Genomic DNA, 15,461 nt, shown 5'->3' with positions numbered 1-15,461 from the left:
AGTAAGTTTTAAACTACTCAACGATTTTTCAAAATTTATTTGAGTGAAATTTTCTTAGTTGGTAAATCGTCTTTTAAACATTTTAGTTTATATATAACTTATCTCTACACAAAAGTCTTACTAATAGAATCTAACTTCTCACTCCAAGAATTTGCTAGAGAATTTATATCCTCGCTAGTTGGTTTAAATTTCTCATATTCGTTTGAGGTGACACTTTCTGCGTTAATGTTCTTTGATCTTCATACATTAAAAGTGTTAGCTCTTTAAGTCTTTCTTTTATGAGCGCTTTTATGCTCTCGCTATCCTTACCCACTTTTTCAAAATCTACAAAATACTCTTTATGCTCTCCAGTGCCTGAGATATCATTTAAGGCAGCGCTACTTAGCTTAGTCTTTGCACTATCACTTGGTAGTGGTCTAGAACTACGCAAAAATCCCATAAAAAGAGCTTCTTTGCTGTAACCTTCATCTGTTTGATATACCGACATATCAGGGTTAAAGCTAAACTCATCACCTGCTTCGCTCATCGTAAAATCAACCTCTTTTACTATGAGCCTAACGCCTGCACTTGAAAGCTCTTTGCTAAGAGACTTAGCGCTATTTAGCTCATCAGTGCTAGAGTAGATGTTTGAGATAGTAGAGCTTGATAGATCTTTTAGCAAATGTCCTTTGGCATCGTAGTGAGTGCCTTTTGTGCTGTAACCTTTTGGTAGTTTGCCTATATCTGCAAGGGTGTAGCTCTTTTTATCATCGCCTAAAGCAGAGGTCATTTGATCAAATAGTCTGTAGTAGTGCTTTATGGTGTCAGCCATATCAATATTATCAAAGATCTTTATCTGCTCGTCTTTGCTTTTGATGCGGTTTAGCACATGGTTGCGCTCGGCAAATCTACTAAACTCATCAAGTGTGCTTTTATGGATTTTAAAGTCCTTTGGCAAGCCTGCGGCTTTGTTAAAATCAGCTCCCATAAAACCTGCTTTATCCACTGTGTAGCCATAAGCTTGAAGGTCATTAAAATTTAAAGAGACGAGGCTATTTTGTGAAGAAGAGATATAAGTAAATTTAGCAGGCTCTTGGCTTGGTTTGTTGCTTTCTTCTTTAACACTTTGCTTTATAAGATCACTAAAATTTAAAAATCTCTCACGTTTGTGTTGTTGCTTGGTATATGAATTTACATTGGTGCTTAAAATGCTAATATCATTCATGGTTTGACCTCCTAGCTTCTTTTATAGTTTAAAGCAAAAGGTGTTCCAGAGAAAATTGGTATTTCATGCTCCGTTGTTATTCAGTAAAAAAATAATTACTTGTAACTATATATCGTTGTATGTCTTTGCTCTTTTTAAGATATTGTATAATGGTGCCCGAGGTCGGACTCGAACCGACACAAGGTTGCCCTTATCAGATTTTGAGTCTGACGCGTCTACCAGTTTCACCACTCGGGCTAAGTTAAGATTAAAATTTTAAAATTGTTAGAAGAAAGAAAAAGGGGAGACTTGCTCCCCGAAAAAGAAAATTATTTCTTTTTACCTTTTTTAGCAGCACCAGCAGCAACTGCTTCTTTAAGTTTTTTGCCAACTTTGAATTTGACCGCTTTGCTAGCAGGAACGTCGACTACTTTCTTGGTTCCAGGAACTCTAGCTTTCCTTGCAGCTCTGTCAGCAGTACCGAAAGTACCAAAGCCTATAAAGCTAATTGTATCGCCTTTTTCAAGAACCGCTTGGATTGTCTCCAAAGTAGCATCAACAACTTTTAGAGTATCTTTTTTTGAAAGACCAGCCTTGTCGGCAACCGCTTGAATAAATTCAGCTTTTTTCATGAACCATCCTTTTAAGAAGTTATGCGGCAATTCTACACTCTTTTAAAAAAAAATACAATACTTTTTCCCTAAATTTAGCTCTTTTTTTGCATTTTTTAGTAAAAAAGACCAAAATTTGAACTTTCACTCACAAATTTCAAACGTAAGCTCGTTTTTTAGCCCTATCTTTTTCATATCTATAAGCTTTAAATTTTCAAAATTTAAATCCATTAGCTCATCTTTGTTTGTCACTTTAGCATTTGCGATCTGACGCAAAACCTCACCTCTATAAGCTTTTGCATGGTGGCTTAGTATCTTTTTGTTTTTCAAAAAGCAAAATGTCGTAAATTCTTTCTTTATCACATAAAATTTCTCATAAAATTTAGCTCTAAGATCTAAAATTTCATCATTTTCTAAAAAGCTATCGACTGCCTTGCTAAAATTTTGCTCATAAAATTTAGAAATATCAAAGCCAGCTAACTTTTCGCCTTGCTTTAGTTTGTACTCAGCTATCTCATCTTTTGCTAAAATTGGCCCAAATAAATTTGAAAATATCAAAACATTATTATCTATATATTTTTGAGCGTCATCGCTTAGTCCGCGGTAGTTTAGGTGCTTATAGGCAACGCCGTCATATCTTAAGATAGCTTTTATGCTGCCTTTTTGAAAAAGACTTTCTCGCAGTTGCTCGCTATCCTCAAGCTCTTTTAGTCCAAAAAGTTTTTTTATCTCGTCTAAATTTGCACTTTTTAAAAACTCATCATATCTTTTTAAAATTTCAGCCCTTTTGTTAAAAAGCTCAGAAAAAATCAAATTTTTACCATCAAATTTATCATTTGTATTTAGAGAAATTTTGCTTTCGCTTGGTGAGAAGAGGATTTTTAACGCCATTTTTTTTCCTATTTTATATATGTAAATTTTGGCAGATTATACAATAAAACTTTTTTGCACTAAAAAAAATCAAATTTTCACCGATATATCACAAAGCGGAATTATTCTTGCTTAGAGTGAATAAAAATTTAGGGAAAAATTATGAGAATTACAAATCAACTACGTTTTAGTCAGACTTTACACGACTATCAAAAAAATATGGTTGGCGTAAATAAAAGCTACCAGCAGCTCTCAAACGGACTTAAAATCCAAGATCCATACGACGGTGCTGCGGTTTATAACGATGCGATGAGGCTTGATTATGAAGCGACCACTCTCACTCAAGTGGCAGATGCTACCGGTAAGTCAGTAAATTTTGCAAAAAACACGGACAATGCGCTGCAAGAATTTGAAAAACAGCTTGAAAATTTTAAAACAAAAGTCGTTCAAGCAGCCAGTGACGTGCATAGCACAACATCTCTTGAAGCTTTGGCAAACGACCTTCAGGGCATCAAAAACCACCTTGTAAATATCGCAAATACCTCTATAAATGGGCAGTTTTTATTCTCAGGTAGTGCTGTGGATACTAAGCCGATCGATGGCTCAGGTAAATATCAAGGCAACCGCGACTATATGAAAACTTCAGCTGGCGCTCAGGTAGAGCTTCCTTACAATATCCCGGGATTTGATCTATTTTTAGGAAAAGATGGCGACTACAACAAAATTTTGACAACAAATGTGATGCTAGCTGATCAAACTAGAACTGACATCTCTTATGCACCAAAATATCTTAATGAAAATAGCAAGATAAAAAATATGATCGGTCTAAACTACGCAAGCGACTCAGTTGTGGGCAGTGATGGCTCTTATAAAGGCACGATCGAGCCTGATTTCGACTTTTTGGATACTTCAAATGTAAATTTCCCTGACACATACTTTTTCATGCAAGGTAAAAAGCCAGACGGCACGACATTTACAAGTAAATTTAAGATGAGTGCGGACACATCAATGGCTGGTTTGATGGAGAAGATCGGCATGGAATTTGGCAACACAAAGACGACAAAAGTTGTCGATGTGAGCATAAATAACGACGGACAATTTAATATAAAAGACCTCACAAAAGGCAATCAAACGATAGACTTTCACATGGTTGCAGCTACTTCTGTGGCAGCAAATCGTGGTGCGATAGCTCCAAACAATACTCTTGATACGATAAATTCTCTACAAAGCCTTGAAAATATTGCAAATGCTGTGCCAAAAACGGTTCATATAACTGAATTTACAAAGAGCAAATACCTTGATAAAGATGGAAATTTAACAAACGCATTTGACTATGACAAGGTTAGATTTGAGCGAAAAGACAATGAATTAATCGCAAATTTACCTCAAGTTGCTAGAAGAACGGGTGAGTTTGCAACTGATCAGACAAAGCTAAGCGAGGTTTCTGGCACAAAAGAGAGCTACAATAGAAATTTATACCCAAAAGATGTCGATGCTAGAAAGAGAGAGCTTTACAACATAGACCACCAAGAGATAGGCATGCAAGTAAAATCAATCACTGGCACGACCTACGACATCAAAGTAAAAATGGGCGAAGCAGGTGGCGTAAACACCCCAGTGCAGTTTGAGATAACATCTACAACAGCTGCTGGCGTGGTATCTCCAACTAGAAATTTGACCGTCTATAACTCAGATGAATTTGGTAGCTACAGAACCTATGCAAGCGACTTTACATATCGTCAGCTAATGGATATCGTAGCGATGGCTGCAAGCGATAATATCCCAAATCCTCCACATGCAGAGAATGCAAATTTTGATACAGATATCGAAAAGGTAAGAAGAGATCAAAACTACAATGCCTATAAAGACGCTTTGTCAAAGACTAAAGGCGCAGTAGAGGTAAATTTAGATGATAAAGGCAGGATGGTGCTAACTGACAAGACAAAATCTGTCACAAATATAGAGCTAACTATGTATGATGCGAAAAATGGAGATATATTTGACGGAGATAGCACTGGCATGAACACTGCTGGCGCAGCAAGCCACCCTCAAGGCAAGGGCTCAGTATTTAGCTTTAATGAAAATAATGCTTTAACTATCGATGAGCCAAGCACAAGTGTCTTTCAAGACCTTGATGATATGATATTTGCCGTTAGAAATGGCTACTATAGAGCAGATGCTAACAATCACGATCCACGAAATACCGGCATGCAAGGCGCTTTAAAAAGGCTAGATCACTTGATAGATCACGCAAATAAAGAACTTACAAAGATAGGCTCTCAAACAAAGCTTCTAACTGCGACAAATCAGCGTGCAGAGGTCATGAAAGTAAATGTGCTAACCGTTAAAAATGACGTCATAGACGCAGATTATGCAGAGTCATACCTCAAATTTACACAGCTTTCACTCTCATATCAAGCTACTCTTCAAGCAAGCGCTAAGATAAATCAACTAAGCTTGCTAAACTACCTAAACTAAAATGATAAATCAGCAGGCCTAGCTTGCTGATTTTTTAAAAATTAAACTCAAGCGTGCTATAATAAGCCTTTTTAACAAAAGGATCTAAAATTTTAAGACATATATTATTTACTATTTTTGTTTGTTTTTTTATATATTTTGGCATCGCTACGGCTGCTCCGACTGCTGATTTTGTAGGCTCACTTGGACAAAGCCTTGGCGTTTTTAATATTAAATATTTTGGCCTTATAGCCTATGTTTATCCATTTTTACTTATCGTTCTGGGCTATTTTGTATATAAAAATTTTAAGAAATTTGACTTTGATTTTGCCCAGTTTGTAGTTGGGATTTTTCTATTTTTTATCGCATTTTTGATGTTTCAAGCGCTAAGTACTTCTGGAGCAAATAGCGGCGTGATAGGTGGCTTTATAGTCTCAGCGCTAAAAGAAGTCATCGGCGCTATCGGCACTGCGGTTGCTATACTTATGATATTTATCATCTCTCTTGGACTTGCTTTTAGGGAGAATTTCATCATCGTTTTAAGAAAGGCTTTTGTAGATAAAGAGCCAAATAGCTATGAAGAAAAAAGCAGAAGCGTAAAAGAGGTAAGGGCAAGGCAAATACCAAAGATAGAGCGCAAAAAGCCAAAAGCTGACGAGATAAAAGAAGAAGAGCTTATAGACGCTCAGGTGCTAAATGATGATGAGCTAAATTTAGAGAGCGAGCCAGAATATGAGCCAGAGATGGAGCCAGCACAAGAGAGCAGACCTGCAACTATAGGCGGAGTTGAAATTTTAAATGAAGTGGCTGAAAACAAAAAACTTCTTGATCAGATAGAGCGCGGCAAGGTCGAAAAACCAAAAGACTTTGTCTTGCCACCGCTTAAATTTCTAAACGACCCGCCAAAGCGCTCGCACAATATAAATGAGGCAGAGATCGACCAGCAAATTTCAAATTTACTCGATAAGCTGCGTAAATTTAAGATAGATGGTGACGTGGTGCGAACCTATACTGGTCCTATCGTCACGACATTTGAGTTTCGCCCAGCCCCACACATCAAAGTGAGTAAAATCCTCACTTTGCAAGATGACCTAGCGATGGCGCTAAAGGCTCAAACTATCCGTATCCAAGCGCCGATCCCTGGCAAAGACGTCGTTGGCATCGAGGTGCCAAATCAAAATTTAGAGACGATCTATCTAAAAGAAATTTTAGAAAGCGAAGTCTTTAAAAATGCTAGCAGTCCGCTAACCATGGCTCTTGGCAAGGATATCGTGGGCGCTCCTTTTGTGACTGACCTCAAAAAGCTCCCACATTTGCTAATCGCTGGTACAACAGGATCTGGCAAGAGTGTGGGCATAAATGCGATGCTTTTAAGCTTGCTTTATAGAAATAGCCCACAAACTTTGCGCCTAATGATGATCGATCCAAAGATGCTTGAGTTTAGCATATACAACGACATCCCACACCTTTTGACGCCTGTTATCACAGAGGCTAAAAAGGCGATCACAGCGCTTTCAAACATGGTCGCTGAGATGGAGCGAAGATACAAGATAATGAGCCAAACTCGCACAAAAAATATAGAGAGCTACAACGAAAAGATGAAGAGCGAGGGCGGCGAGCAGTTCCCATATATAGTCGTGATCATTGATGAGCTAGCCGATCTTATGATGACTAGCGGCAAGGACGTGGAGCTTTACATCGGTCGCCTAGCGCAGATGGCAAGGGCTAGTGGCATACACTTGATAGTAGCGACCCAGCGCCCAAGTGTCGACGTCGTGACTGGCCTTATAAAGGCAAATTTACCAAGCAGGATAAGCTATAGAGTAGGGCAGAGGATCGATAGTAAGGTCATCCTTGATCAAATGGGAGCTGAGAGCTTGCTAGGACGTGGGGACATGCTATTTACACCTCCTGGAAGCCCTGGAGTGATCAGGCTACATGCGCCATTTGCGAGTGAAAAAGAGATAGAAACAATTGTAAATTTCTTAAAAGAGCAACAAGACGTGATCTATGATGAGAAATTTCTAGCAGAAGAGGGTTCTAGCGCAGGCTCAGCTGCTGGCGCGCTAGGTGAAGATGAGCTTGATGAGTTATATGAAGAGGCAAAAGAGATCATCTTAAGTGAGCAAAAAACATCGATCAGCTACCTACAAAGACGCTTAAAAATAGGCTACAACAAAGCTGCAAATATAATAGAACAGATGGAAAAAATGGGCGTTTTAAGCCCTGTAAACGCAAAAGGACAAAGAGAAATTTTGGTTTAAATAAAGATAAAGGAATAAAAATGTTTAAATTTGGAGTTCTCATTTGTATTCCTTTTTTAATACTATATTTTATCTTTGCTCAAGATATTAATACGAGTAATGTAGAGATAAACTCGTCAAAATCAGCTTCTGTGCTAAAAACTCTAAAGTAGATGAGCATACCTTTTTCTGGCAATGAGTATGAGATAGAGAATTTATCTAAGCTAGATAATAAGATGCTAGCGGCAGTGAAAGTATCATTGCCAAAACAAACTGAGCTATATGATGCCATCAAGGGTGATCTAAATAAAGATGGCATAGAGGATGTAGTTGTAGTAATTCAAGAAACATTTAAGGAAAAATTTTTACCTTTTAGTGATGGTTGCGATGAGAGTACCAAGGACGATAAATGGTGTTAAATAGTAAATAAAAATCGTCGTGGTATCATGATCTTGCTCTAAAATGGCGACAAATATGAGGCTGTAGTAACTAAGAGAGATATCTTTGAGAGCCCAAATGAAGATGGTGGCGTTTATTTTCCACCAGAGCTTGCAGTAGAGATAAAAAATAGTGAGCTAAAATTTTTCTATAGTTATGGCAAGTACAGATACTGGGAATATGTTTTTGCGCTAGATGGAAAAGATTTCAAGCTTGTAAGATATTTTAGTAGTGATAATAACGGTCCTGTGCCAGAGTATATAGTGCTAATGGACTTTTTATAAATCATAGGCTAGATAAAAGTGCAAATTTGCTATACCATGGAAATGAAGAGTATAAGAGATACGAAGAGTGTATAGAAAAGTATAAATCTTTATATGATGTGCAAGAAGAGGATGATTATGATGAAACATTTATTAGAAAAACTTACGAGCTAAAAACACAAGAAATTCTACTCTCGAAAGTTAAAAAGGTTGATTATATAGATGGTCGTTGGCTGGATGATTTGCAACAAAGCAGTTAGGAAAAATTTTGAAGATTGATTTTTGGAGTGAATATCTGGGTGATAACGAAGATGAACTTGTTAGATGTGTCGCGGATAAGATATAAAAGCCTTGTGCTAATTTAAATTCTTCTACTAAATTTAATGGATAATGAAAGTTTACGAAATAAAACTATCGTTAAAAATTTAAAAATAAATTTTAGAAATAGCTAAAAACATTTTAAAATATTTAAACTCTTTATGAAGCAAATCCGTATAATGTGCTAATTGACACTTGAAAGAGTTGTAACGTAATTAAAAAAATGCTCTCGATACTTACGAAATAAATTTGACATCTTAATAAACTTTATGATAACTGCAAAGACTTACCACTTGATAAGTGCCCTATAACTCACCTAAATCACGATACAGCAAATCGTATGTGGTGGGCTGTGAGAAACCATCTTGGATATTTAGGGACTAGCAACACTCATGGACTTTACGTATTACGCCATACAGTGGCTTCTAGGTTAGTGAGTTTGAAGGGATTTAACGCTCATAAACTGATGGCTTTTATGGGTCACACAGATATTAAAAGTAGCCTACATTACGTGCATTTAAATGTTGATGATATACGCGATGGTGTGGGAGTTGGTGTTTAGTTAAAAGGTGGTAAAAGTCCTTGGTATTTGGTTGCGGAGGACGGATTTGAACCGCCGACCTTCGGGTTATGAGCCCGACGAGCTACCACTGCTCTACTCCGCGATAAGAGTTATTTTGGGATTTTTAAAAGTGGATGGGGTAAGAGGATTCGAACCTCTGAATGACTGGACCAAAACCAGTTGCCTTACCGCTTGGCGATACCCCAATGTTTTTAAGAGTTGTAATTATATAGACTTTAATGTCATTTGTCAAGGTCTTTTTGCAAAAAAATTATTTTTATTAAAAATAAAATTTCCAAACCAAAATTTAAAAGCAAAAAATGGTTTGGAAATGGTTTGTTTATTTTTGCTCTTTATATTTTAAAACTTGAGCGTAAATTTCATCTTTTAGTTTTAGTTTTTCTTTTTTCAAGGTATCAAGCTCAGAGGCTTGCGCTGCTTTGCTATCTATCTTTTCATTTAGCTCGTCATGCTTTTTGCAAAGTGCGGCAAAATGAATATCAGCTTTTTTCAACTCATTTATGAGATCAGTGTATTCGTGTAACATACGTAGCTCCTGTAAAAAATTTATAAATTTTAACAAGGCTTTGTAAATGTTTGGCTATCTAAATTTAGATCTATAAAAGCTTAGTGGTTAAGTCAAATTTATCACAAAATGCAAAAACTAAACGTATTTTAGCTCTTCTGGCTTGTGTTTACTCTTTACTAGGCGCTTGGTTAGACGTATGCCATCAACTGTGCCGATGACTAAAAGCTTTGTGCCTGTTCCAATTAGAGTATCACCATTTGGCATCGGGATAAATTTATTATTTATATCTCTAATGCCGACCACGTCAGCATTTGTGATATTTCTTAGATGCGTCTCTTTTAGCCTTTTAAACCTTATCCAAGAGTAGTCAGGCACAAGAATTTCTTCTATATCAATAGGCGAGCTTTTTGTGTATAGAAATTGCTCGAGTAAATTTTCCATATCAGGTCTTACGCTCATGGCACTTAGACGCTGTGCGACTAGGCGAGATGGGCTGACTACGTTATCGGCACCAAGTTTTTTAAGTCTTTGTGTGTCATCTTCACTATCGGAGTTTGTGATGATATGGTAAGGTTTTTTGCGGCCTATCTCTTTTTCGTAAAGTCTAACAGAAGCGATAAGTGCGATATTATCAGCGATATTTGGGCTAAGAGTGATTAGTCCTTTTGCGCTTGATAGATGCGTTTTTAAAAAGGCGATTTGAGTGTGAGGCTGAGCTTTTATGAAGTATGGATACTTGTAAATTTGAGCTAATTCTGCGATATCTTCTCTGTCATCAACCACCACAAATGGTATGTGATTTTCACGAAACTGAGCGCTAAGCTCGATCGTGTAGAGGTTGTGATAACAAATAACGAAGTGATTTTTTAGTCTTGCGATCTTGTAAAGCATACGCCTTTCCTTTAAAATGCTAATTAATGTGCCTCTTTTTAGAACTTCTACAACGATACCGATTGATAGCGTAAAAATGATGAAGCCAACAAGGATAAATGTTATAGTAAAAATTCGTCCCTTTGGAGTTATAGGCGCAACTTCGGTAAAACCGACCGTCGTGAAGGTCATACCTGCTTGGTAAAAGGCATCTATGAGAGAGAAGTTATCTATAAAGATATAACCAAGTGTTCCAAAAAGTAACAGTAGTACCACTGAAATTAGTGGAAATCTAAAAGGTTTTAGTTGTTCATAAAGCTCAGTATCTAGGCTTATTTCTGGTTTTGCGGAGTTTGACCAGTTGAGGAATTTTAAAAGTCTTGAGAGAAAAGACATAAATTCCTCTTCATTTTATCTCTTAGTTTGACTGCTTTTTCATGGTTCTTAGAGTAGAAGCAGCAACTTTTATTCTTCTTGTTGTGCCATCTTCTAGAGTAACACGGATAGTTCTAAGATTCGGTAAAAATCTTCTTTTAGTTTTATTGTTGGCGTGGCTCACGTTGTTGCCTACCATTGGTCCTTTGCCAGTTATCGCACATCTTTTTGACATTTTTTTTCCTTATAAACAAAAATTTCTGCTGATTTTATCTAAACAAAACCAAAGTATTGCTTAAATTCGTTTTTTTTTTTTGTTAAAGATTAAGTTGATTTTATTAATAATCTAGTTAAAATAATATTTTTTATTATATAATTATAAAAAAATCAAAATATTTAAGTAATTTTAAGTGATTTAGTATGCTTAGTAGAGAATTAATAGAAAAAAATGTTGATATTGTTTTACAGATGCCAAGCCTTTTTGATAAAGTAGAGCAATGTTTGATTACTGGTGATTTGGTTGCAGCAAGTGCTATTTTGGAAAACACAGCTTCATTTAGGGTCTATTTTGAATCTGTCTTTAAACGCATCAAGCTTGAAATTCCTTATGATGGCAAAGATATAACAGTAGCAGCAAATATGCTAGGTATCGATCTTTTTAGATCGATCGTGCTTTCTTATTTTATATTTTTAAAATCTCCTAAAACTTACAGAGTATTTAATTTAAAAATTATTGATTTAATAGAATTTAACTCTAAAATTTTATCTGATTGGGTAAGGATCATAAATACTTTTGATGATAAATTTCGTGCCTATCTGCCGTTCGCTTCTTATTCTTTAGCTTGCCTGATAATTTGCGAAAAACTTTTCTCGATGTATCCATATCCTGTTTCTGATATAGTTTTATACTCCGATGTAAGCTACAATAAAATTTTACAAAAAAGGTACGGCTTTAGCCTTTGGGAGATCGTACTAAAAGCGATGAATATGGAACAAAATTCACTGAGTGAAGATGATCGAAAAATGCTTTACTATTTTAAAATTTTACTTTCTTATGAAGCCAGCAGACCTGAGTTTTATGAGTTTGGCATTGATAAAATTTTAGATGTTAGTGTTCATGCAGATATGCAAAGCATAATATTTATAAAAAAAGCGCTACAAAAATGAAGCTGACATTTAACGGCTCAATAGCCATTGTGAGGCCATTTGGATTTTTAGAAGTAAATATGGCTCCGTTAAAACTAAGCGATAAGCATATTAGTCAAATATCTTCGCGCAATGTTGATTCTATATTGCTTTCTTTAAAAAATGTTACTTTTTTTAGCCCTCTTTGGCTTAGCGGAGCTATTGAAAATTTAAGCGAAGAAGCGCAGAAACTTGGTATTACACTTGCTATTTGCGATTACAATGAGATTTTTTACGAGCTAATGATCAAAACTGTAAAAAATATCCTAAATATTTCACTTTTTGAAAACGAACTAATTGCGGATTTGTTTTTAAATAAATTTATAAGTGAGACAAATTCTCAAGTACTTGTTTATAACCCAACTGAGCAGTATAGACACTATCTAGCAGAATATTTAAAAGACCGTACATATGATGTAGTGGAAGCAAAAGATATTAACGAATTTAATAGTAAAAAAAGTTCGTTTACTTGTGTGGTATCGCCACTAAACCACGTTAAACTAAGCCAAAAGCGAATAGATACATTTATAAAAGGCGGGATTGTAATTTATTCTGTGCGAGGATTTATCGATTCAGATTTTGTAGAGAATTTTGATCTAGAAACGCATAATATTATGCAAAGAATCGGATATAAATTTTTTATCTTATGGGTAAATATCGCATGTGCTTTAAATATAAGAGGTGCAAATTTTTTAATCAACCTTGCAAATACTGCTCAAAAAAATGGTGCTTTTATATCGCTTTGTGGTGTCAATGAAGCAAATTTGTCAAACGAATTGACAACAAATTTGAAGGGCTCAAACATATTAATATATAAAAATTTGTATGATTTTTATAAAGATAATTCTGTTTTATATCTTGAAAAGAGAACTTTTGATATAGAGCCAATAAATATAAGTAAAGCAGCTACACAAATTTCACCTTATGTTATACAATGTGTGAGTAAGACGATTTCGTCTTTGGTTGAGCAAGACACTTTGTGTGTAGATACAAAAGCCGGCACCTTTGATATAGAAGACGAATGCGAATTCTTGCGTGTTTGTGTCCAATTTTATGGCGATATTGATATGAGAATATTGTTTGGGTTAAAAAAACAAAGACTTGATAAAATTTGTTCAATATTTATGTCAGATGAAGATGATTTAGATGGTTATTTAAGCGGATATTCTCAAATTTTTAGTATCATTACAAATAAAATTTTAGCCCAACTCTTGCAAAAAGAGATAGAAGTAAAAGTTAGCCTACCTAAGTTTCTGGCTGATGAAATGTTTTTTGATCGTAGTAGCGTAGGGATTATAACCAGACTAAATGTGAAAGATGGGGAGACGGGCTTTATATTTATAAGTAAATAAGGATTTAAAATGTACGTTGCACCTAGTATTTTGTCGGCTGATTTTGGAAATTTAGCAGCTGAGATAAGAGCCATTTGCGAGGCTGGGTGCGATCTGGTGCATGTTGATGTTATGGATGGGCATTTTGTGCCAAATTTAACCATCGGGCCAGTCGTGGTAAGTGCCGTTGCAAAGGCCGCTACAAAGCCACTTGATATTCATTTAATGGTTGAAAATAACTCGTTTTTTGCCGACCTTTTCTTGCCACTAAAGCCGAAATTTCTAACCTTTCACATAGAAGAAGAGAAGCATCCAATGAGGCTCATCGATCACATCAGAAAAAACGGCGTAAGTCCTGGCATCGTGCTAAATCCGCACACGCCAGTTAGTGCGATCGAGCATATCATCGATGAAGTCGATATGGTGCTATTAATGAGCGTAAATCCCGGCTTTGGCGGTCAGAAATTTATGCCAGTCGTGCTTGAGAAAACAAGGGCGCTAAGAGAGCTAATAGAGCGCAAAAACGCCAAGTGCCTCATCGAAGTAGATGGCGGCGTAAACGGACTAAATGCGCCTGATCTTGAAGAGGCTGGGGCTGATGTTTTGGTGGCTGGCAGCTATATCTTCTCATCAAATTCTTACGAACAAGCCATTCGCGCCATAAAGCTTGAGTTTTGAAACCAAAAAAACAGCGTTTAGAAAATAGCATTGAAATTTTAGCTAGGGAAAATTTAGGCTATCACGAGTTTATCTTAAAATTTAGCGATATTGAGGAAATTTCATCGCTCATTGACGTGCGTGACCTTGATATGTGGCGAACTCTTGGGCTTGACATCACTAGAAATGAAAGCAACGAGATCGAGCTTGGCACGAGATTTAGAGATATAAGCGAGCAGGAATTTTGCGTCGTGGATATCGAAACGACTGGTGGCACGACAAATGGCCAGATCATCGAAATAGGCGCTATAAAAATGAAAAATGGCACTGAAATAGGGCGCTTTGAAAGCTTTGTGGCAGCTAGTGTGGTGCCTGAAAATATCACGGAGCTAACTGGCATAAAGGCTAGTGATCTAGTCGGTGCGCCAAATTTGCTAAACGTGCTGGAGCGGTTTAAAATTTTTCTTGGAACTAGCGTTTTTATCGCGCACAACGTAAATTTTGACTACGGATTTATCTCGCATAGTCTAAATGAGATCGGTCTTGGCATACTGCTAAATAGAAAACTCTGCACCATCGATCTTAGCCGCCGCACCATCGCTTCGCAAAAATACGGCCTTGGCTCGCTAAAAGAACTCCTTGGCATAAATAATACTCACCACAGAGCCCTAAATGACGCGATAGCAGCGGCTGAAATTTTCAAAGTCTGCTTAACTCGTCTGCCATTTAGCATACAAACGACAGAGGATCTCATAAGTTTTAGCAAAAATGCCCCAAGCGTAAAGCTAAAACCAGAGCCAGTTTTAAAAGCCTTGGAGTAGGGCGATTTTAAATTTAAGCCACTTGGGTGGAAATTTAGAAATTTGATTTGGCTGAGGGTGTTTTAAAAGAAACTATCTATCTTAGCACGGTTTGTAATCATTGTGCTTTCAAAAATCTCGCAGTCTATCGCCCTGCAAGCGCTGATCTTTACAAAATCCCTGAAACAACGTTGTCATTGTGATAAATTTCTCGTGAATGCCAGTTTTTGTATGCGTAAAATAGCCAACCGTCGCCACTGATGACACAGTTTGCTAGGTGGGTTGCTTTTGTGGCTAAATTTAGAGTTTGTACCAATGTGAAAATTTATTTTCGTTAAAGCTGTGGGTTAAATTTGAGGTTAAATTTACGATTTTAAGCAACGATAAACTTTTGGCTAAATTTCAAAGCGTTTCGCCAAATGTTAAGGGGCTTAGGCAGTTTAAAAAGCAGAGTAAAACGCCTATTTGTGTGATTAAATTTGAAAAAGATCGCCCTGTAAAAGAGTTATTTTCTAAGCTTTTGGAATTTAAGGAGTTTTTCAAGCTTTTAGTCGTAGTGGATATGCAAAACTACCTAGAAAATCCATATATGCTGCTTTGGCGCGTGACAAATAACATAGATGCCTTGCGTGATATCTATATAGATGGCGAAAATTTCTGCGTGGATGCGACGAGCAAGGACGAGTTAGAGGGCTATACTCGTGGCTGGCCTATGCAAACTGACTGTGAGCGCGAAGTGATGGCTGAGCTTGTGAAGCGTGGCATAGTG

General features: G+C 36.6%; 16 protein-coding genes, 3 tRNA genes and 1 pseudogene. 10 read left to right on the top strand and 10 right to left on the bottom strand.

All coding sequences use genetic code 11. The features are described 5' to 3' along the window. Positions 1–163 precede the first annotated feature (163 nt). From HMPREF1019_RS01675 to HMPREF1019_RS01660, 4 genes are all read right to left on the bottom strand, one after another. Complete coding sequence (locus HMPREF1019_RS01675) at positions 164–1,204, bottom strand: Cj0814 family flagellar-dependent secreted protein (protein ID WP_009293937.1); 1,041 nt, start codon at positions 1,202–1,204, stop codon at positions 164–166. A 150-nt stretch (positions 1,205–1,354) separates the two neighbouring features. Continuing rightward, positions 1,355–1,441: transfer RNA gene (locus HMPREF1019_RS01670), tRNA-Leu, on the bottom strand. Between the two features lie 71 nt (positions 1,442–1,512). After that, positions 1,513–1,815, bottom strand: a complete 303-nt coding sequence (locus HMPREF1019_RS01665; RefSeq protein WP_002942224.1) for an HU family DNA-binding protein — start codon at positions 1,813–1,815, stop codon at positions 1,513–1,515. A gap of 123 nt (positions 1,816–1,938) precedes the next feature. Further along, positions 1,939–2,685, bottom strand: coding sequence for a YaaA family protein (locus HMPREF1019_RS01660; protein ID WP_009293936.1), 747 nt, complete (start codon positions 2,683–2,685; stop codon positions 1,939–1,941). 141 nt (positions 2,686–2,826) lie between these two features. Here HMPREF1019_RS01660 and flgL point away from each other — a divergent pair, with 141 nt between their 5' ends. The 5 genes from flgL to HMPREF1019_RS09790 all read left to right on the top strand — a co-directional run bounded on the left by flgL (position 2,827) and on the right by HMPREF1019_RS09790 (position 8,945). Further along, on the top strand, positions 2,827–5,142 hold the full coding sequence (gene flgL / locus HMPREF1019_RS01655) for a flagellar hook-associated protein FlgL (protein ID WP_009293935.1): 2,316 nt from the start codon (positions 2,827–2,829) through the stop codon (positions 5,140–5,142). Between the two features lie 89 nt (positions 5,143–5,231). Then, the gene (locus HMPREF1019_RS01650; RefSeq protein WP_410369108.1) at positions 5,232–7,385 is read left to right on the top strand and encodes an FtsK/SpoIIIE family DNA translocase; all 2,154 of its coding nucleotides are present in this window, start codon (positions 5,232–5,234) and stop codon (positions 7,383–7,385) included. A gap of 152 nt (positions 7,386–7,537) precedes the next feature. Further along, positions 7,538–7,783 carry a hypothetical protein gene (locus HMPREF1019_RS09690; RefSeq protein WP_009293932.1) on the top strand — a complete coding sequence of 82 codons (246 nt, stop codon included), beginning with the start codon at positions 7,538–7,540 and terminating at the stop codon, positions 7,781–7,783. 329 nt (positions 7,784–8,112) lie between these two features. Next, positions 8,113–8,325: a hypothetical protein gene (locus tag HMPREF1019_RS01640; RefSeq protein ID WP_009293931.1), complete on the top strand. Its 213-nt coding sequence runs from the start codon at positions 8,113–8,115 to the stop codon at positions 8,323–8,325. A gap of 365 nt (positions 8,326–8,690) precedes the next feature. Further along, positions 8,691–8,945: a site-specific integrase gene (locus HMPREF1019_RS09790; RefSeq protein ID WP_223232074.1), complete on the top strand. Its 255-nt coding sequence runs from the start codon at positions 8,691–8,693 to the stop codon at positions 8,943–8,945. Between the two features lie 28 nt (positions 8,946–8,973). On the opposite strand, the gene HMPREF1019_RS01635 is transcribed toward HMPREF1019_RS09790, so the two are convergent. The 5 genes from HMPREF1019_RS01635 to rpmB form a co-directional block, all read right to left on the bottom strand. After that, a tRNA-Met gene (locus tag HMPREF1019_RS01635) sits at positions 8,974–9,048 on the bottom strand. A 28-nt stretch (positions 9,049–9,076) separates the two neighbouring features. Continuing rightward, positions 9,077–9,151: transfer RNA gene (locus HMPREF1019_RS01630), tRNA-Gln, on the bottom strand. A 134-nt stretch (positions 9,152–9,285) separates the two neighbouring features. Then, the gene (locus HMPREF1019_RS01625; RefSeq protein WP_009293930.1) at positions 9,286–9,492 is read right to left on the bottom strand and encodes a DUF465 domain-containing protein; all 207 of its coding nucleotides are present in this window, start codon (positions 9,490–9,492) and stop codon (positions 9,286–9,288) included. A gap of 117 nt (positions 9,493–9,609) precedes the next feature. After that, positions 9,610–10,740 carry a potassium channel family protein gene (locus HMPREF1019_RS01620; protein ID WP_009293929.1) on the bottom strand — a complete coding sequence of 377 codons (1,131 nt, stop codon included), beginning with the start codon at positions 10,738–10,740 and terminating at the stop codon, positions 9,610–9,612. Between the two features lie 22 nt (positions 10,741–10,762). Next, on the bottom strand, positions 10,763–10,954 hold the full coding sequence (gene rpmB / locus HMPREF1019_RS01615; RefSeq protein WP_002942221.1) for a 50S ribosomal protein L28: 192 nt from the start codon (positions 10,952–10,954) through the stop codon (positions 10,763–10,765). A gap of 185 nt (positions 10,955–11,139) precedes the next feature. Here rpmB and HMPREF1019_RS01610 point away from each other — a divergent pair, with 185 nt between their 5' ends. Genes HMPREF1019_RS01610 through HMPREF1019_RS01595 form a run of 4 tightly spaced genes read left to right on the top strand, consistent with a single transcriptional unit; the run spans position 11,140 to position 14,713 of the window. Then, positions 11,140–11,886, top strand: coding sequence for a hypothetical protein (locus HMPREF1019_RS01610; protein ID WP_009293928.1), 747 nt, complete (start codon positions 11,140–11,142; stop codon positions 11,884–11,886). Then, positions 11,883–13,256 carry a hypothetical protein gene (locus tag HMPREF1019_RS01605; protein WP_009293927.1) on the top strand — a complete coding sequence of 458 codons (1,374 nt, stop codon included), beginning with the start codon at positions 11,883–11,885 and terminating at the stop codon, positions 13,254–13,256. Before HMPREF1019_RS01610 ends, HMPREF1019_RS01605 begins: the two co-directional genes overlap by 4 nt. 9 nt (positions 13,257–13,265) lie before the next feature. Further along, positions 13,266–13,913 carry a ribulose-phosphate 3-epimerase gene (gene rpe, locus HMPREF1019_RS01600; RefSeq protein WP_009293926.1) on the top strand — a complete coding sequence of 216 codons (648 nt, stop codon included), beginning with the start codon at positions 13,266–13,268 and terminating at the stop codon, positions 13,911–13,913. Next, positions 13,910–14,713, top strand: coding sequence for a 3'-5' exonuclease (locus tag HMPREF1019_RS01595; protein WP_009293925.1), 804 nt, complete (start codon positions 13,910–13,912; stop codon positions 14,711–14,713). The genes rpe and HMPREF1019_RS01595 overlap by 4 nt, the downstream gene beginning before the upstream one ends. Positions 14,714–14,861: 148 nt before the next feature. Here HMPREF1019_RS01595 and HMPREF1019_RS09940 read toward each other — a convergent pair whose 3' ends face one another. After that, positions 14,862–15,008 (bottom strand): hypothetical protein, encoded by a 147-nt coding sequence (locus HMPREF1019_RS09940; RefSeq protein ID WP_156786507.1) that lies wholly within the window; start codon positions 15,006–15,008, stop codon positions 14,862–14,864. 75 nt (positions 15,009–15,083) lie between these two features. Here HMPREF1019_RS09940 and HMPREF1019_RS01590 point away from each other — a divergent pair. Beyond that, positions 15,084–15,461: pseudogene (locus HMPREF1019_RS01590) on the top strand (UbiD family decarboxylase domain-containing protein); the annotation flags it as partial.

It is taken from the genome of Campylobacter sp. 10_1_50 (genome assembly GCF_000238755.1).
Lineage (GTDB): Bacteria > Campylobacterota > Campylobacteria > Campylobacterales > Campylobacteraceae > Campylobacter_A > Campylobacter_A concisus_R.
The sequence above is the reverse complement of the archived record's forward strand: the minus strand, read 5'-3'. Positions and strand labels throughout refer to the sequence as shown.